16 protein-coding genes are annotated in these 17,816 nt (G+C 69.2%); 9 read left to right on the plus strand and 7 right to left on the minus strand.

Features of this window, described 5'->3' with window-relative positions:
* Nucleotides 1-104 precede the first annotated feature (104 nt).
* Together GT755_RS06440 and GT755_RS06445 are read left to right on the plus strand one after the other, a co-directional pair.
* Nucleotides 105-1,733, plus strand: a complete 1,629-nt coding sequence (locus GT755_RS06440; RefSeq protein WP_161478809.1) for a cellulase family glycosylhydrolase — start codon at nt 105-107, stop codon at nt 1,731-1,733.
* A 155-nt stretch (nt 1,734-1,888) separates the two neighbouring features.
* Nucleotides 1,889-2,179 (plus strand): hypothetical protein, encoded by a 291-nt coding sequence (locus tag GT755_RS06445; protein WP_161478810.1) that lies wholly within the window; start codon nt 1,889-1,891, stop codon nt 2,177-2,179.
* Between the two features lie 124 nt (nt 2,180-2,303).
* On the opposite strand, the gene GT755_RS06450 is transcribed toward GT755_RS06445, so the two are convergent.
* Nucleotides 2,304-3,413, minus strand: coding sequence for a MalY/PatB family protein (locus GT755_RS06450; protein ID WP_328794209.1), 1,110 nt, complete (start codon nt 3,411-3,413; stop codon nt 2,304-2,306).
* A 122-nt stretch (nt 3,414-3,535) separates the two neighbouring features.
* Nucleotides 3,536-4,240 carry a transcriptional repressor LexA gene (gene lexA, locus GT755_RS06455; RefSeq protein WP_235966260.1) on the minus strand — a complete coding sequence of 235 codons (705 nt, stop codon included), beginning with the start codon at nt 4,238-4,240 and terminating at the stop codon, nt 3,536-3,538.
* Between the two features lie 680 nt (nt 4,241-4,920).
* Between lexA and GT755_RS06460 the strand changes: the two genes are divergently transcribed.
* From GT755_RS06460 to GT755_RS06470, 3 genes are all read left to right on the plus strand, one after another.
* A complete protein-coding gene (locus tag GT755_RS06460; RefSeq protein WP_161478812.1) occupies nt 4,921-5,355 on the plus strand; it encodes a LysM peptidoglycan-binding domain-containing protein in 435 nt (144 codons plus the stop codon).
* A 176-nt stretch (nt 5,356-5,531) separates the two neighbouring features.
* The gene (gene nrdR, locus GT755_RS06465) at nt 5,532-5,990 is read left to right on the plus strand and encodes a transcriptional regulator NrdR (protein WP_030454682.1); all 459 of its coding nucleotides are present in this window, start codon (nt 5,532-5,534) and stop codon (nt 5,988-5,990) included.
* Nucleotides 5,987-8,809, plus strand: a complete 2,823-nt coding sequence (locus GT755_RS06470) for a vitamin B12-dependent ribonucleotide reductase (RefSeq protein WP_161478813.1) — start codon at nt 5,987-5,989, stop codon at nt 8,807-8,809. The genes nrdR and GT755_RS06470 overlap by 4 nt, the downstream gene beginning before the upstream one ends.
* A 135-nt stretch (nt 8,810-8,944) precedes the next feature.
* On the opposite strand, the gene GT755_RS06475 is transcribed toward GT755_RS06470, so the two are convergent.
* Nucleotides 8,945-10,063, minus strand: a complete 1,119-nt coding sequence (locus GT755_RS06475) for a serine hydrolase domain-containing protein (protein ID WP_161478814.1) — start codon at nt 10,061-10,063, stop codon at nt 8,945-8,947.
* A gap of 23 nt (nt 10,064-10,086) precedes the next feature.
* Nucleotides 10,087-10,464, minus strand: a complete 378-nt coding sequence (locus GT755_RS06480) for a hypothetical protein (protein WP_161478815.1) — start codon at nt 10,462-10,464, stop codon at nt 10,087-10,089.
* Nucleotides 10,465-10,625: 161 nt separating this feature from the next.
* Here GT755_RS06480 and GT755_RS06485 point away from each other — a divergent pair, with 161 nt between their 5' ends.
* Both GT755_RS06485 and GT755_RS06490 read left to right on the plus strand, forming a co-directional pair.
* On the plus strand, nt 10,626-11,252 hold the full coding sequence (locus GT755_RS06485; RefSeq protein ID WP_161478816.1) for an NADPH-dependent F420 reductase: 627 nt from the start codon (nt 10,626-10,628) through the stop codon (nt 11,250-11,252).
* Between the two features lie 104 nt (nt 11,253-11,356).
* Nucleotides 11,357-12,133: an MBL fold metallo-hydrolase gene (locus GT755_RS06490; RefSeq protein WP_161478817.1), complete on the plus strand. Its 777-nt coding sequence runs from the start codon at nt 11,357-11,359 to the stop codon at nt 12,131-12,133.
* Here the strand turns inward: GT755_RS06490 and GT755_RS06495 are convergent.
* Nucleotides 12,093-12,536, minus strand: coding sequence for a YbjN domain-containing protein (locus GT755_RS06495; RefSeq protein WP_062334923.1), 444 nt, complete (start codon nt 12,534-12,536; stop codon nt 12,093-12,095). The genes GT755_RS06490 and GT755_RS06495 overlap by 41 nt on opposite strands.
* A gap of 114 nt (nt 12,537-12,650) precedes the next feature.
* Here GT755_RS06495 and GT755_RS06500 point away from each other — a divergent pair, with 114 nt between their 5' ends.
* Entirely contained in the window at nt 12,651-13,415 is a 765-nt protein-coding gene (locus GT755_RS06500) for an SDR family oxidoreductase (protein ID WP_161478818.1), read from the plus strand.
* 113 nt (nt 13,416-13,528) lie between these two features.
* Here GT755_RS06500 and GT755_RS38440 read toward each other — a convergent pair whose 3' ends face one another.
* The gene (locus GT755_RS38440) at nt 13,529-13,702 is read right to left on the minus strand and encodes a hypothetical protein (protein ID WP_169806299.1); all 174 of its coding nucleotides are present in this window, start codon (nt 13,700-13,702) and stop codon (nt 13,529-13,531) included.
* A 53-nt stretch (nt 13,703-13,755) separates the two neighbouring features.
* Nucleotides 13,756-15,438 carry a beta-galactosidase gene (locus GT755_RS06505; protein WP_161478819.1) on the minus strand — a complete coding sequence of 561 codons (1,683 nt, stop codon included), beginning with the start codon at nt 15,436-15,438 and terminating at the stop codon, nt 13,756-13,758.
* 82 nt (nt 15,439-15,520) lie between these two features.
* On the opposite strand from GT755_RS06505, the gene GT755_RS06510 reads away from it, so the two are divergent.
* Nucleotides 15,521-17,800, plus strand: a complete 2,280-nt coding sequence (locus GT755_RS06510) for a TIM-barrel domain-containing protein (RefSeq protein WP_161478820.1) — start codon at nt 15,521-15,523, stop codon at nt 17,798-17,800.
* The last annotated feature ends 16 nt before the right edge of the window (nt 17,801-17,816 follow it).

Raw genomic sequence — 17,816 nt, forward strand, 5'->3', positions numbered from 1 at the left:
TATCTCGAACATCGTCGGGCGTGCGGTCAGGGCATGCCTCGGCGGGGCATGCCTGAACCCGTTCCGGCTCGACGGCCAGGCGTGCCCCCGCTTTGGAGGCACTTTTGGCTAGATTCACCGCCTGGTTGGCGGGGACCGCGCTGATCGCCGGGTTACTCGTGGCGATCGGCACCCCCGCCAACGCGGCCGGCACGGGGACCGGCTACCTGCGGACCAACGGAAACAAGATCGTCGACAGCATCGGCGCGACGGTCCGCCTGACCGGCATCAACTGGTTCGGCATGGAGACCGACAACAAGACCTTCCACGGCCTGTGGGCCAGCGTGACGTGGAAGTCCCAGCTCGACCACATGGCCCAGCTCGGCTACAACACCCTGCGCATCCCGTTCTCGAACGACGCGCTCAAGCCCGGCGCGGTCGCGACCGGCATCAACGACTTCACCAACCCCGACCTCGTCGGCCTGTCTCCCCTGCAGATCCTCGACAAGGTCATCGAGTACGCCGGCTCGAAGGGCATGCGTGTCATCCTCGACCGCCACCGCCCGACCTCCGCCGGCCAGTCGGCCCTCTGGTACACCCCCACGGTCTCGGAGGCGACCTGGATCGCCGACTGGCGCATGCTCGCCCAGCGCTACGCCGGCAACACCACGGTCATCGGCGCCGACCTGCACAACGAACCCCACGCCGACGGCACCAACCCGAACGCCACCGGCGCCTGCTGGGGCTGCGGCGTCGAGACCCGCGACTGGCGGCTGGCCGCCGAACGCGCCGGCAACGCCATCCTGGCCGTCCAGCCGAACTGGCTGATCTTCGTCGAGGGCGTCTCGTGCCCCTCGGGCGGGCTCTCCAACGTGTGGGACAACGACCCCTCGAACGACGAGGACTGCGGATGGTGGGGCGGCAACCTCTCCAAGGCCGGACAGTTCCCGGTTCGGCTCAACGTGGCCAACCGGCTCGTGTACTCGCCGCATGAGTACGCGACGTCCGTGTACAACCAGTCCTGGTTCTCCGACCCGACCTACCCGGCGAACATGCCGGCCATCTGGGACCGGTACTGGGGCTACCTGTACAAGCAGAACATCGCGCCCATCATGATGGGCGAGTTCGGCACGACGATGACGTCGAACGTCGACCGAATCTGGCTGACCGAGCTGATGAAGTACACCGGGACGGGCGTGAACGGGATGTCGTTCACCTACTGGTCGTGGAACCCGAACTCGGGCGACACGGGCGGGATTGTGCTGGACGACTGGGTGACCGTGCAGACGGCCAAGCAGAACATCCTGCAGCCGTACCTGATCCCCCCGGTGCCACCGGGCACCAGCCCGTCACCGTCGCCCTCCCCGTCGGGCTCGCCCAGCCCGTCACCCTCACCGTCGCCCTCGCCCTCGCCTTCACCTTCGCCGTCGCCCAGTCCCTCACCCTCGCCGTCTCCAGGGGGATGCGTGGCGACCTACCAGGTGACCAACCAGCACCCGGGCGGATTCCAGGCCGCGGTGACGGTACGGCCGACGGCCGGGGCCATCACCCGGTGGACGGTCCGGTGGAACTTCCCCAACGGGCAGACCATCACCCAGTTGTGGAGCGGCCAGCACTCGGTGAGCGGGTCGCAGGTCACGGTGGACAACATGAGCTGGAACGGCTCGATCCCCGCCAACGGCGCCGTGACGTTCGGCTTCAACGGAACGTGGAACGGCACCAACGCGGTGCCCTCCCCGATCACGTGCAGCTGACGCCCTGACGACGACCGGCCCGCTTTGGGGTGGGCCGGTCGTTTCCTCAGTGGTCCGTCCGAATAGGCGGCAAGACGGTCGGTCCAGTACTTCATCCGCACATTGTGCGGGAAAGCCTTTGCTGTGATCGGCCGTGCACCGGCACCCTTGGCCTTATGGCACGGAAGACGCCGCAGGAGAAGAAGCGCCTGAGTTACGCGAAGGACCGCCGTAACGACTACGGCGAGAACGACAAGTCATCGCGCAAGAACATTCGCCTTGACAAACGGTTCCCTCATCGCGCCAACCGCCGCCGCGAACACCAGATCCTGCACGCGGGCGTCGAAGAGGTCCTTTATCTCAAGCGCCCCAAGCGCTGGCGGAAGTACCGGGACGCGCCGCTGGGCGAGATCGTGCAAGACCGCATCGAACGCCGGTCTTCTACTCGCGCGGACGAGGCGAACTGATCGCCCTTCTACGCGAGTTCGGCGCAGACCCCCTCAAGCGGAACCACCATGGTCAGACGCCGGTGGGTCTGGCCAGATTGATCGCCAACTATGACGTGGCCCGTTATTTCGCCGACCCTTAGCTTCAGAAGGCCCGACGAATGCGGTCAAGGAGTTCGTCCAGGATGGGACCCGACGTGCCGAAATTGAGCCTGATCCAGGTGTCGGGAGCGCCGTAGATCGTCCCCGGCGCGACCTTGACCCGGGCCTCGCGTTCCAGCACGGTCGCGGCGTCGGGGATGCCGGTGTCGATCCAGGCCAGATAGGTCGCCTCCGGAACCCGGTACGTCCACCCCGCCGGGAGCCGCTGGGCCAGGGTCTTCCGGTTGCGGTCGAGGACGGCGACGACCCCGTCGAGCCACGCGTCGCACTCCCGCCAGGCCGCCACCGTGGCCGCGACCCCGAGGACACTCGGCTGGCCGTAGAGGGCAGGCGGGCGGGTCGCCAGCGCCTCCCGGGCCCGCGCGGAACCGATGTGGGCGATCGCGCAGTGCAGCCCGCCCATGTTGAACGCCTTGCTGGCCGACGTGATCGTCACGGTCCGTTCGGGACGGAGCAGGCCGAAGGGGAGGTGCTCGTTCGGCGCGAACACGAGATCGGCGTGGATCTCGTCGGAGATCACCACCAGGTCGTGCCGATCGGCGTAGTCGGCGATCTCCTCCAGCTCGGTACGCGTGAAGCACCGCCCCGTCGGATTGTGTGGATCGACCAGAAGCAGCACCCGCGCGCCCTGCGGATCGGCCGGAAGCTCGGCCCGCCAGGTCTCCCCGTCGGGCACCAGCGGAATCGGAACCGGGGGCCGGTTCATCGCCTCCAGCGTCATCAGGAAGGCGTTGTAGGTGGGGGTGTGAACGAGCACCCCTTCGCCCGGTTCGGTCAGCACGTCGAGCAGGGCCTGCAACGACTGGTTGAGGTCGGTGAAGGGCCGCACGTGGACCGGGTCGGGGTGGAACCCGTAACGGGCGGCCATGCGCTCGGCGAAGACCTGCGGCAACGGCAGGCCGGGCTGCTCCAAGGGCCAGTCGGGGTAGCCCATGTCGGTGACGACCCGGTGCATGATCGCGTCGCGGATGGGACCGGCCACGGGGAAGTCCATGTCGGCGACCCAGGCGGGGATCAGGTCGGGCGCGGCCTGCGCCCACTTGGTGCCGTCGCGCCTGCGGGCCTGCTCCACCGTCAACTGATCAAAGTCCACGCAAACAGCGTATGACGGGGCATCACCGACCGCATCGGCGTTTACCGCCCCTAGACCGCCCATAGAGCACCGACAAGCGAAAGGCGCCTGCTCGTGGGGGAGCAGGCGCCTCAGAGGTGAGGTCAGAGCTTGCGGAGGACGGCCGTGACCTTGCCGAGGACGGTCGCCTCGTCGCCGGGGATCGGCTCGTAGTTGGGGTTGTGGGGGACCAGCCAGACGTGGCCGTCTTTGCGCTTGAAGGTCTTCACGGTGGCCTCGCCGTCGATCATCGCGGCGACGATGTCGCCGTTGTCGGCGACCGGCTGCTGGCGGACGACCACCCAGTCGCCGTCGGCGATGGCGGCCTCGATCATCGAGTCGCCGGAGACCTGGAGGAGGAAGAGGGTGCCCTCGCCGACGAGCTGCTTGGGCAGGGCGAAGACGTCTTCGAGGTTCTGCTCGGCCAGAATCGGCCCACCTGCGGCGATGCGCCCGACCAGGGGAACATAGGCCGCCGTCGGACGGTTGAAGGCGGAGTCTTCCACGGCGGCGTCGGGATCGACCCAGAGGACCGGCTCGCCGGGCAGGCGCACCTCGAGGGCGCGCGGGCGATGGGGGTCGCGACGCAGGTAGCCCTTGCGCTGAAGGGCGGTGAGCTGGTGGGACACACTCGACGTGCTCGTGAGCTGCACCGCCTCACCGATCTCGCGCATCGACGGTGGGTAGCCCCGCTGCTGGACCGAGTCGCGGATCACCTCCAGGATCTTGCGCTGCCTGGGGGTGAGCCCGAGCGAGTCGCGGCGGCGAACCGCCAGATCGCTCACGCTCTCGTCGCGCTGGCCGGCCAGCCCGTCGTTGTTCACCTGCGCACCTCCCAATCCGTGTTCCTCACGTCGCACAGAGCGACGCTACCGCGATTCAAGATCAATATCAAACAGTTGTTCGATTGCCCTCGAAAACGTCGGTGGCGTGGTGTACAACATCGTACGGGAGTTCGATCGACATCGTGTTCGATTCGCGCGATCTTTCTTCCCTTCTTGCAGGGCAGTCGAGGAGGTTCACGATGAAGCCCACGCGGAAGGACACCCCTACGACTCCACCCCCATACTCGAACATCCGGCCGCCGAAGGCCGTGGTTCCACACCCGGCGGAACACCCCCATATAAGGCGACGCCATCTCACCTTGGTCCCGCCCTTTCCGGGCCGAGACCCCCAAGCCGAGTCCGGCCCAGGCTGGGAATCCGTGGTGCAGGCATTTCCGCAGGCGCGGGCCGGGCAGGGGCGGGATGCCACGGCTCAGGCCGCTCCGCAGACGACTTCCCAGGCTCGGGATTCCATGGTGCAGCCGGTTTCGAAGCCGATGTCGAAGTCTCCAGTAAGGCCGAGTCGGGAATCGACGGCTCAAGCGGCCCCGCAGCCGATTTCACGGGCTCGGGGACGGAAGTCGGGGGCCGGAACTCATTCGAGGCGTCGTAACCCCCGACCGAACCGCGCCATTCAGGGCGCGGGAGCCGATCGTCTGGTCGCCGTGGAAACCGTTCTGTCCCGGCATGGGAACCCGTCCAAAGGATCCCTGTCGGGGTCGCGACGCTGGGGTGACGCCGAGCGTCCCTCGCATGTCGCGGTCGAAGGCCGGCGTACCGAAAAAGAGAACCCCCCGCCCCTCAGGCTCACCCGGCGCGGGCGGATCGTCCTCGTCATACTCATCGCGATCGTAAGTTTGGCTGCGCTCTGGCTGGGCACACGGGCTGCCGTGACCGCGTCCACCACGCGTCCGGTCGAGGGGTTGCCCCGTGTGACGGTCCAGGAAGGCGACACCCTCTGGGAGATCGCCGTCTCGGCCGTGGGCGCCGGCGATCCGGGGGTCGTCGTTCGCGAGATCATGGATCTCAACGGTTTACCCGATCCCCTCATCCGGCCAGGCACGACGCTCTACCTCCCCCGCGATGTCCCAGGTCAGTAGGCCCCTGAGGGACGTGGGGTTTGAGTTGCGATCTAGGGGACTCACTTCTAGGGTTGGGGAACCACAACATCTAGTGGTCGTGGTCAACTGAGCGAACCATAGATTGTGTTTCCTTTGCCGCACCTCATCACATGTGGGGGCGTGCGCGAGCGTCTGGTCAGTGAGGAGGCGACGGCGTGCATTGCCCGTTCTGCCGTCATCCCGACACCCGGGTCGTCGACAGCCGGTCGACGGAAGACGGCGGGGCGATTCGCCGCCGGCGCACCTGTTCCGAATGCGGGAGACGGTTCACCACGCAGGAGACGGTCCTGCTGATGGTGAGCAAACGCAGCGGGGTGACCGAGGCGTTCTCCAGGGAGAAGGTCATCGCCGGGGTCCGGCGGGCCTGCCAGGGGCGGCCCGTCAGTGAGGACTCGCTCGCGCAGCTCGGGCAGAGGGTCGAGGAGAGCATCCGCGCGTCCGGTGTCGCCGAGATCCCGGCCCATGAGGTGGGCGTGGCGGTCCTCGGGCCGCTGCGCGACCTCGATGAGGTGGCTTATCTACGTTTCGCCTCGGTCTACCGGGGGTTTGAGACCCTCGCCGACTTCGAGGCAGAGATCCAGCAACTCAAGGCACATGCCAAGGGGGAGTCATGACGGAGACGGTCAACGGCACATCCACGCGCGCACGGCGTGGGCGGGCCAAGGGGCTGAAGGTGAAGCGGATCTTCACCACCGAGGGCGTCCACCCCTACGACGCGGTGGAGTGGGAGCGCCGTGACGTCGTCATGACCAACTGGCGCGACGGCTCGGTCAACTTCGAGCAGCGCGGGGTCGAGTTCCCGGCGTCGTGGTCGGTCAACGCGGCCAACATCGTGACCACCAAGTACTTCCGGGGCGCGCTCGGCACGCCGCAGCGCGAGTGGAGCCTGAAGCAGCTCGTCGACCGGGTGACGGGGGTCTACACGCGGACCGGCGTCGAGAACGGCTACTTCGCCTCCGACGAAGACGCCGAGATCTTCGACCACGAGCTGAAGCACGCCCTGGTCCACCAGTTGTTCGCGTTCAACTCGCCCGTGTGGTTCAACGTCGGCACCCTGTCGCCGCAGCAGGTCAGCGCCTGTTTCATCCTGGCCGTCGACGACACCATGGAGTCGATCCTCGACTGGTACAAGGAAGAGGGCGTGATCTTCAAGGGCGGTTCCGGCTCGGGGGTGAACCTGTCCCGCATCCGCTCCTCCAAGGAGCTGCTGTCCTCGGGCGGCACGGCCAGCGGCCCCGTCTCCTTCATGCGGGGCGCCGACGCCTCGGCCGGGACCATCAAGTCGGGCGGCGCCACCCGCCGGGCGGCCAAGATGGTCGTGCTCGACGTCGACCACCCCGACATCGAGGAGTTCATCGAGACGAAGGCGCGTGAGGAGGACAAGATCCGCGCCCTCCGCGACGCCGGGTTCGACATGGACCTCGGCGGCAAGGACATCGTGTCGGTGCAGTACCAGAACGCCAACAACTCGGTCCGCGTCAGCGACGAGTTCATGCGCCAGGTCGAGACCGGCGGCAAGTTCGGCCTGCGCGCCCGCCTCACCCACGAGGTCATCGAGGAGATCGACGCGCGTGACCTCTTCCGCAAGATGGCCAAGGCGGCGTGGGAGTGCGCCGACCCGGGCGTGCAGTACGACGACACGATCAACGACTGGCACACCTGCCCCGAGACCGGCCGGATCACCGCGTCCAACCCCTGCTCGGAGTACGTCCACCTCGACAACTCCTCGTGCAACCTGGCGTCGATCAACCTGCTGAAGTTCCTCACCGACGACGACACGTTCGACATCGCCCGGTTCGTCAAGCTGACCGAGCTGATCATCACCGCGATGGACATCTCGATCACCTTCGCCGACTTCCCGACCGAGAAGATCGGCGAGACCACCCGCGCCTACCGCCAGCTCGGCATCGGCTACGCCAACCTGGGCGCCCTGCTGATGGCCACCGGCCACGCCTACGACTCCGACGGCGGCCGGGCCATCGCCGCGGCGATCACGTCGCTGATGACCGGGGTGTCCTACCGCCGCAGCGCGGAGCTGGCGGCCGTCGTGGGGGCCTACGACGGCTACGAGCGCAACGCCGAGCCGCACAAGCGGGTCATGCGCAAGCACGCCGCCGCCAACGACGCGGTCCGCACCATCGACGCGATGGACAAGGCGATCCACGCCGAGGCGACCAAGCAGTGGCAGGAGTGCCTCAAGCTGGGCGAGAAGAACGGCTGGCGCAACGCCCAGGCGTCGCTGCTCGCCCCGACCGGCACCATCGGCCTGATGATGGACTGCGACACCACCGGCATCGAGCCCGACCTGGCCCTGGTCAAGTTCAAGAAGCTCGTCGGCGGCGGCTCGATGCAGATCGTCAACCAGACCATCCCGCGGGCCCTGCGTCAGCTCGGCTACCAGGAGGAGCAGGTCGAGGCGATCGTCGAGTACATCGCGCAGAACTCCCACGTGGTCGGCGCCCCCGGCCTCAAGGAGGCCCACTACGAGGTGTTCGACTGCGCGATGGGCGAGCGGGCGATCGCGCCCATGGGCCACGTCCGGATGATGGCCGCGACCCAGCCGTTCCTGTCGGGCGCGATCTCCAAGACGGTCAACCTGCCCGAGTCGGCGACGATCGACGACATCGAGCAGGTCTACCTCGAGGGCTGGCGGCTCGGCCTGAAGGCCCTGGCCGTCTACCGCGACAACTGCAAGGTCGGCCAGCCGCTGTCGGCCGGCAACAACAAGAAGACCGAAGAGGCCGCGGTCGTCGCCGAGCCCGAGACCAAGGTCATCGAGGTCTCCCGCCCGACCCGCCGCCGCATGCCGAACAGCCGCCCGAGCATCACGACCCGCTTCACGGTCGGCGGCGCGAAGGGCTACATGACCGCCTCGTCCTACCCCGACGACGGTCTCGGCGAGGTCTTCCTGAAGATGTCCAAGCAGGGCTCGACCCTCGCGGGCGTCATGGACGCCTTCTCCGTGGCGATCTCCATCGGCCTCCAGTACGGCGTGCCGCTCGACACCTACGTGCAGAAGTTCGTCAACATGCGCTTCGAGCCGGCCGGCATGACCGACGACCCCGACGTCCGCATGGCCCAGTCGGTGATGGACTACATCTTCCGCCGCCTGGCCCTCGACCACCTGGCCTACGAGGACCGGGCCGCTCTGGGCATCTTCTCCGCCTCCGAGCGCGCCGCCCAGCAGCGCGGCGAAGACCCGGCCGCCCAGCTCGACACGGCCGCGCTGGCCCAGTCGGCCCCGATAGAGCCTCCGGTGACCAAGCCGGTCCCGGTCGCCGAGCCGGTCAGGGCCTCGCAGCAGGGCCACCTGGAGGGCCACCAGGGCTTCACGGCCGACGCGCCGCTGTGCATGACCTGCGGCACCAAGATGCGCCCGGCCGGTAGCTGCTACGTGTGCGAGGGCTGCGGCAGCACCAGCGGCTGCAGCTGACCCCCGATCCTGGGCCGACCCGACAGAGGGCCGGCCCAGGATTCTTCCGTTACGGCTCCCGCCCACCCCGGCACCGCCCGCCGCCCATGGTCCGCGCCGCATCCGGCGCTCACCGGCGGCGCGGGCGGCCCACCGTCACGACAGGGCGGCCCGCACCGCCTCGACGAGGTTGGCGGCCCTCCTGTCGTCGGCGGCGTGCTTGCCGTGGTTCATCACATAGCCGAAGGCGAGCCCCCGGGAAGGGTCCGCGAACCCCAGCGAGCCCCCGTATCCCGGGAAGCCGAAGGCCGTCGGGTCATACCAGAACTCGTCCGGGTTCGGCAGGCCGAAGCCCAGCCCGACCCTGACCGGCACCCGCAGCACCTTGTCCACCCCGCTGACCTGCTCGCTCGTCGCCATCGACAGCAGTTCAGGGCTGAGGATCCGGCCGTCGAGCAGCCCCGCGTAGAAGCCCGCGAGCCCCCGGGCGGTGCCGCAGCCGTTGGTCGAGGGGAACTCGGCCGCCAGTTCGACGGGGTCGTTGTGGTCGAGGAACGGGGTCACGGCCATCGAGGCCCGCATCGTCAGCGACGTCGGGTCGAAGTAGGGGCGTACCGCCTCGGGCAGGGTCGCCGGGTCGACCGACAGGTCGATCGCCGGGGAGACGATCCGGGCGGCGCGGTGGTGTTCCGACTCCGGCAGCCCGATCCAGAAGTCCAGCTCCAGCGGAGCGGTGATCTCCTCGCGCAGGTACGTCCCCAGCGTGCGCCCCGACACCCGGCGCACCACCTCGCCGACGAGCCAGCCGAAGGTGTGGGCGTGGTAGCCCGACTCGGTTCCGGGTTCCCACAGCGGCTGCTGCGCCGCCAGGGCGGCGACCACCGGCTCCCAGGCCACGGCCTCGGCGGGGGTGACCGGTTTGTCGAGAGCGGCCAGGCCCGCCTGGTGGGTGAGCAGCCAACGTACCGGGATCTCGGGTTTGCCGAACTCCGGCCAGTAGTCGGCGACGGGGGCGTCCAGGTCGAGCAGGCCGCGGTCGACGAGGTGCAGGGCGCAGGCGGCGGTGATCGCCTTGGTGGTGGAGAAGACCACCTGGAGGGTGTCCTCGGTCCAGGGGCGTTCGGTCTGGGGGTCGGCCACGCCGCCCCAGAGGTCCACGACCTTCTTCCCGTCGACGTAGACGCAGACGGCCGCGCCGATCTCGTCGTGGTGCTCGAAGTTGTCGGCGAACGCGTCTTGGACGGGTTCGAATCCGGGTGCGGTGGTTCCGGGCATGCGTCATCGCCTTCTGGTGGGGGTCAGCGGCGCCAGCTCTCGATGAGCCAGGCGCAGATCTCCGGCTCGGTCATCTCGGGGAACTCTTCGCCGAACGTCGCGAGGGCACGCAGCGCCTCGTCGCGGTCGAGGCCGCGCTCGGCGGCGGCCTTCAGGTAGTCCTGGCGGGCCGCCGGGGGGCGTCCGCCGCCGGCTCCTCGGCCGGGCAGGCCCTCGCGCCAGCGCACGATCTCGCCGAGACGGTCGGGACGCCAGCCGGGGGCGCCGTCGATCTCGGCGTCGGGTTCGGGGAAGGGGTGGGCGGATCCCGCGGGGTAGCGGGCCCGCCATTTGTGCACCGCGTGCCGGCTCACCCCCAGCGCCTCGCCGATGCCGAGTACGCCGAGGTATCGCTCGGTCATGGTGCCTCAACTCGTCCGTCCGCCTCCTGGTGGGTCACTTCATACCACGACCGAACATGGTCTCTTGAAGAGACAACGTAGAGTCTCGCCCGTAACGTCGTCAACGAGGGAGACGAGGTTACGTGTGGGAATGACGCCACCGGTGACCAGGTTTCCCCGGTATGGTCATCGGATTCATTGGCAGCGGGCACATCGGGTCGGCACTGGCCCGGCTGGCCGTCGACGCGGGGCACTCCGTCGTGATGAGCAACTCACGCGGGCCGGAGACCCTCGCCGACCTGGTGGAGTCGCTCGGCCCGGCGGCCTCCGCGTCGACCGCAGAGGGGGCGGCCGAGGCGGGGGACGTCGTGGTCGTCACGGTGCCGTTCCACGCGTACAGACGGGTACCGGTGCAGCCGCTCGCGGGGAAGATCGTGATCGACACGAACAATTACTACTTCGAGCGCGACGGGCGGTTCCCGCAGATCGACTCCGGCGAGAAGACGCCGTCGGGGCTGCTCCAGGAGCATCTGCCCACCTCGCGCGTGGTCAAGGGCTTCAACAACATCATGGCCGCCCACCTGCTGTCCGACGGCACCCCGCCGGGCACGCCGAACCGGCGGGCGCTGCCGATCGCGGGCGACGACCCCGAGGCGAAGCGGGTCGTCGCCGACCTGACGGACTCCTTCGGCTTCGACGTCGTGGACGTCGGCCCGCTGTCCGAAGGGTGGCGGCACGACCGGGACCGGCCCGCCTACGTCTCCCGCTTCAACGCCGAGGAACTACGCGCGGCGCTCGCCCGCGCCTGAGCCGCCGGACGGCTCCGGACCTCTGCGGTGTGATCCGGATTTTTCGGGGTGTCAACGGACCGAAATTCGGTCAGGCCGCGCTCCGGTGTGGTAACAACTGACCCATGATCGAAGTTGCGGACGGAGTCTGGATCCGCCGGCACACCGAGCTCGACCTCACCCTCGGGCTGATCGTGGGGCAGGCCGGCTGTCTCGTCGTCGACACCGGCATCGACGAGGCCTTCGGCCAGGCCTGGGCCGACGCGATCAGGGAGGTCACCGACCTGCCCTGGACGGTCGTGCTGACCCACGCCCACTTCGACCACGCCTTCGGCACGGCGGCCTTCGGGACCTGCTTCGCCACCGAGGGCTGCCGGGAGGCGCTGGTCGACACGGCCCAGAAGCAGATCGGGGAGTGGTCGGGCGAGTTCCCCGGCATCGCGACCGCCCCGGTCGTGCTGCCGCTGCGGGCGCCGTCCAGTGTCGACCTCGGCGGGAGGGAGGTCCTGCTCGGCCACCCCGGGCCCGGCCACACCGGTCACGACCTCACCGTCCACGTTCCGGACGTGGGCGTGCTGTTCGCGGGCGACCTCGTGGAGCAGGGGGCGCCGCCGCAGTTCGGCGACTCCTACCCGGGCGCGTGGCCCATGGCGCTGGAGAAGATGCTGGAGGCCGCTCCCGAGGTGATCGTGCCGGGCCACGGCGACCCGGTGACGCCCGACTTCGTGGAGCGGCAGCGAGCGGAGATCACCGAGATCGTCACGCTCTGTGAGCGGCTGCACCGTGGGGAGATCGACCTCGAAGGGGCGGTGGCACGATCGCCGTACCCGCAGAAGACCCTTGAGGAGGCGCTGGCCAGGACTATTCGGCGTCGTCCTCTTCGAAGGCCAGACGGTCGCTGAGCCAGCGGTGGAACTTGATCGCCGACCTCACCCAGTGGGCGACGATCGTCATCAGGTGTTCGTAGGTGACTCCGGCGCCGATGTAGAGCTGGGCGTCGCCGATCACGCGTATCACGCCGTTGTCGGGCGTGAAGGCGTAGACCTTGGGCCACATCGTGTCGGCGTTCCACTCGTTGAGCGCGGTGAGCAGCAGCGGCTTCTCGTCGACGGAGTAGTGGCGGTCGTAGAAGGTGCGGATCGTGAAAAGGTCGCCTTCTGACCCGAACAGGAAGAAGACCGTGAGCGCCTCGGTGGAGATCGCGAGGTCGCCGTCAGCGTCGAAGGTGAAGTCGATGTCGAGTTCGTTGAGGATCTCGATGATCAGTTCCTGGTCGGGCTGGACCACGGCCGGGGAATGGCTCACCCCCCCATCCTGACAGACCCGGGCCCCGGAATCATGAGCCTGTGGGGTGAGTTCGTTCAGCGCGTCGTGATGGGGTATGGATCCGGAAAACGCCTCAAAAGGTGGGAAACCATCATGGACGGTACGATTCTCGTCACCGGCGGCACCGGCATCCTGGGCCGTCAGGTCATCGCGGACCTCCGGCGGGCGGGCCGGGAGGTCCGCAATCTGGCCCGCAGCGCCGACGGGCCCTATCGGGGCGATCTGGTCACCGGGCAGGGGATCGCCGAGGCCGCCGACGGCGTGAGCACGGTCGTCCACCTGGCCAGCAAGCCGCCCGGCAAGACCGACGTCCAGGCGGCCCGCAACCTGCTGAAGGCGCTGGCGCCGGGCACCCACGTCGTCTACATCTCGATCGTCGGCGTCGACCGGCATCCCTACTCGTACTACCAGGTCAAACACGCCGTGGAGCAGCTCGTCGAGGCCTCCGGGCTGCCGTACACGATCCTGCGGACCACGCAGTTCCACGACTTCATGGCCTCGCTCTGCCGGACGCTGACCAGGTCGCCGATCGTGCCGGTGCCGCTCGGGTGGGCGTCGCAGCCGATCGCGATCTCGGAGGTCTCCTCGCAGCTCGCCACGCTGGCGATGGGCGACCCGGCGGGCCGGTTGGCCGACATGGGCGGGCCGCAGGTGCTCAGCTTCCGGGAGATGGTCGAGCTCTACCTGGCGGCGGAGGACAAGCGGAAACGGGTCGTCGAGGTGCTCGTGCCGGGCCGGGTCAGCAAGGCGTTCCGGTCGGGATACCAGCTCACGCCCGAGCACGCCGTCGGGCGGATCACGTTCGAGGAGTTCCTGAGGGGTGGTGTGCCGGCCTCCTCCTACTTCAAGAAGGCGTGAAAAGCATGTGACGGGGTGGCGACCGTGTTCAGGCACGGCCGGCACCCCGTCACCGTTGTGCTGTCGCGCGGCGCGCCGATTGCCGCGCGGCCCTCACGGGGTGATACGGCCGTTCAGGCGACCGTGGTCGGGCCACCGGTGCGGGGAAATCTGATGATCTTGGCGTCGCGGTACGCCCGCAGGTCGATGACCGTTGAATCGCCCCTGCTGTCACGGTGAGACGCCCGCCTGCGCAGAGCCGACGTGATGTCCCTGACCTTCGCGAGCGATGGCACCACCTTGAGCATCGTTCTCCCCCGCCGTGATGGTTCCCTTACCTCTCACCATGTGTACCGGTTCGCTAGTAAGAACGGCGTAAAAGGCAGGTCAGGAGGCATTCATAGGCTTTATCGGTCAATCGGGTGGACAAGTACCAGGTGTTACCGAATCGTGTGAGGGCGGGGCTTCCGTCCGGGTACGTCACGACGGCCTCGGCGCCCTCCAGGGCGATCTCCTCGCTCCAGAGGGAGGCCTCCGTGCCGTCCGAGAGGGTGAGCGGTTCGGCGAGGGGGCGGTGCTCCTTGATCGTGATGCCGAACGCGGGCAGCCGGCCGCCGAGCCGCACCCGGAGGTGCTCGTCGGTGACGGCGGAGAAGAAGGACATCAGGACGGCGCCCCGACGGGCGGCCAGGTTGGCCAGGGCCGCGTCGCTGATCGGGAGCAGGCTCGGGACGATGACCAGGCGATAGGGCGAGAGGTCGTGTTCCGGGTGGACGAAGGCGACGTGGTGCCCGGCCCGGTGGAGCAGCCGGTGCGGCTGCTTGACCGCTTCGAGGTAGTCGAGGTCCCGGGAGGGCAGGCCCCGGTTCTGGAGCGCCCACCACGCCTCGTCGTCCCACACGACGGAGACCTCCGGCCGGGGCGCCGGACGAGGCGGCAGGGCGGCGAGGGTCTCTCCCAGGGCGGCGATCTCCCGGAAGGTGCGGGTGTCCGGGCCCGCGTGGGGGACCATGCCGTGGTACCACTGCTCGGCACCGCCCCGGGAGGCGCGCCACTGGAAGAACATCGCGCCGATCGAGCCGCGTTCGACGTGGATGAGGGTGGTCCGGGCGAGGTCGCCCGGTGGGCGGGGGAGGGTGCGTCTCGGGGTGTACTCGACTCCCGCCGCCTGTTCCATCAGGATCCACGGCTTCCCGCCCGCCCACGACCGGGCCAGGTCGGCCACGAAGGCCGACTCCTCGGCCAGGTCGCCCGTCGGGTAGTCGTCGACGGCCACCAGATCGACCTCCCGGGCCCACTTCCAGTGGTCGACCGGCACCCACGAGCCGAAGGCGAAGTTCGTGGTGACCGGCCTGCCCGTCGGGCGCAGGAGGTCGCGCTGCTCGGTGAAGTGGGCGAGCATCTCGTCGGAGAGGAACCGGCGGAAGTCGAGCGCCTGCGACGGGTTCGGCAACCACTGGGTCGCCCGGGGCGGCTGGATCTCCTCCCAGTCGGAGTAGCCCTGCGACCAGAACGCCGTGGTCCAGCGCTCGTTCAGGGTGGCCAGGTCGCCGTGGCGGGCGCGCAGCCACCTGCGGAAGGCCCCGGCCACGTGGTCGCAGTGGCACCAGGTGCCGTACTCGTTGTGGACGTGCCACATCGCCAGCGCCGGGTGCCCGCCGTAGCGCTCGGCCAGCACCGACGCCAGTTCGCGGGAGGCGTCCCGGTACGCCGGCGCGCTCACGCAGTAGGTGTCCCGGCTGCCGTGGGTGAGCCGGGCGCCGTCGGCGGTGACCGTCAGCGTGTCGGGATGGAGCCGGCCGAACCAGGGGGGCGGCGAGGCGGTCGGCGTGGCGAGGTTCACCTGGATCCCGTTGTCGTGCAGCAGGTCGAGGACGCGGTCGAGCCAGCCGAACTCCCACCGGCCCGGCGCGGGCCGCAGGCTGCTCCACGAGAAGACGCCGAGCGTGACGAGGTTGACGCGGGCCCGCCGCATGAGGGCGACGTCGTCGTGCCAGACGTGTTCGGGCCACTGCTCGGGGTTGTAGTCGCCGCCGTAGTACATCGTCTCCCGCTCTCGTTGACGTTTGTTGGGATGGACGGCAAACTAATTATCATACTGGCCGCCATACCGTTGGAGTGCAGCGATGCCCTATCGCCCCCCGTTGATCGCGCGCGAGTACTTCGTCGCCGACCCGCCCGAGCTGCCCGTGCGGCAGCACGGCGAAGGCGGGATCGCGACGCTGGCGCGGGCCGAGGTGGTGGCCGCCGACGGGTGTGGCGTCACCCTGAAGGGGGTGACCTCGACCGACGAGTCGCTCGTCGTCCAGGTGAGCGCGGCGGGCGAGGGGATGATCCGGGTCAAGCTCAGCGAGCAGGCCGACGCCCGCACGCGGTCGGCGCGGGCCCTGCGGCTGACCCGGCCGGTGCGGTGGTCGGCCCGGGTGTCCGTCGACGACGAGACCGTCGTGGTGGACGCGGGGGCCGTACGGGCGGAGATCCGCCTGAACCCCTGGAACCTGCGCTTCACCGACCCGACCGGGCGGGTGCTCACCGAACAGGACCCCGGCCGTCCCGACATCTCCGGGCGGCTCCGGACGCTGCCCTTCGGCCGCTCCCAGAGCGACGGGGTCACCGTCGCCTACCACGAGACGTTCCTCGCCCCGGCCGACGAGGCGTTCGGCGGGTTCGGGGAGTCGTTCACGCCGCTCGACAAACGCGGGCAACGGCCGCTGATGTGGAACTTCGACGCGTTCGGGGCCGAATCGCAGCGGGCGTACAAGAACGTGCCCTTCTACCTGTCCAGCCGGGGATACGGGATCGTCGTCGACAGCGGCATGCCGGTCGAGTTCGACATGTGCCAGTCGACCCACAGCGACGTGCAGATCGTGGTGCCCGACGATCTGATCGACTACTACGTGCTGGGCGGGCCCGAGCCCGCCGACGTGCTGCGGCGGCTGCGCGCGCTGACCGGGCCGGCGGTGCTGCCGCCCAAGTGGGCCTTCGGGGCGTGGATCTCCTCGGGGTTCTTCCGCGACAGCCAGGAGCGGGTGCTGGCGCGGGCACGGAAGATCCGGGAGCGCGGCATCCCGTGTGACGTGCTGCACCTCGACACGTTCTGGCAGATCGACGGGCACTGGTCGGACCTGCGGTGGGACCGGCAGGCCTTCCCCGATCCGGAGGGCATGCTGGCGGAGCTCGCGGAGCAGGGCTTCAAGGTCTGCCTGTGGATGAACCCGTACATCTCCCACCTGAGCCCGGCCTTCGAGGAGGCGGCGAGCAGCGGGTACCTGCTGCTCACCCGCGACGGCGAGCCCTACGTGGCCGACGCCTGGCACGGCTCCTACCCGGCCTGCGGCATCGTCGACTTCACCAACCCCGCCGCCCGCACCTGGTTCCGCGGGCTCCTCAAGGGCCTGCTGGAGCAGGGCGTGCAGGTGTTCAAGACCGACTTCGCCGAAGGCGTGCCCGCCAGGGCGGTCGCCTACAACGGGATGACCGGGACCGAACTGCACAACGTCTACTCCCTGCTGTTCAACGACCTGGTCGCCGAGGTGACCCGCGAGGTCGCCGGGCACGGCCTGGTCTGGGCGCGGTCGTCCTACCTGGGCGGGCAGCGCCATCCGGCGCAGTGGAGCGGCGACGTCGACGCGACCTACCCGGCGATGGGCAGCACCATCCGGGGCGGCCTGTCCCACGGACTGTCCGGCATCCCCTTCTGGAGCCACGACGCCGGGGGTTTCACCGGCACGCCCACACCCGATCTCTTCGTCCGATGGGCGCAGTTCGGCGCGTTGTCGCCGCTGGTGCGCTTCCACGGCACCACCAGCCGCGAGCCGTGGGAGTTCCCGGAGCACGCCGAACGCGGCGCGGTCGAGGCGCTGCGGCTGCGCTACCGGCTGATGCCCTACCTCTACTCGACGGCCGTCGAGGCGGCCGAGACCGGGCTGCCGATCATGCGCGCCCTGTGCGTCGACCGGCCCGGCGACCCCGTGAGCTGGCAGGCCGACCTCCAGTACCTCCTGGGCCCCGACCTCCTCGTCGCCCCGATGACCTCGGCCGACGGCACCCGCGACGTCTACCTCCCGGCCGGGACCTGGGTCGACCACTGGACCGGCGAGCACCACGCGGGCGGGCGCTACGTCCGGGTCTGCCCGCCGCTCGACCGCATCCCGCTCTACGGACGCCTCGGCGCCCTGATCCCCACCACGACCCCCGGCCCGACCGTGACCGAGACGCCGGAGATCTCCCTTCTCGTGTACGGCCTCCCCGACGGCGAGAGCCGGACCGTGGTGCGCGACGACGACGGGGAGACGGTCGTGACGGCCGTACACGAGGAAGGCCGGCTGGTCGTGCGGGCGGCCGGGCCGAAGACCGTCGCCGGGGTGGAGATCGTGGGCGGTACGGCGGAGATCGTCGTGGAGTAGGGCCTGGCGGGCGTCC

Source organism: Herbidospora solisilvae, from assembly GCF_009901565.1.
Taxonomy (GTDB): domain Bacteria; phylum Actinomycetota; class Actinomycetes; order Streptosporangiales; family Streptosporangiaceae; genus Herbidospora; species Herbidospora solisilvae.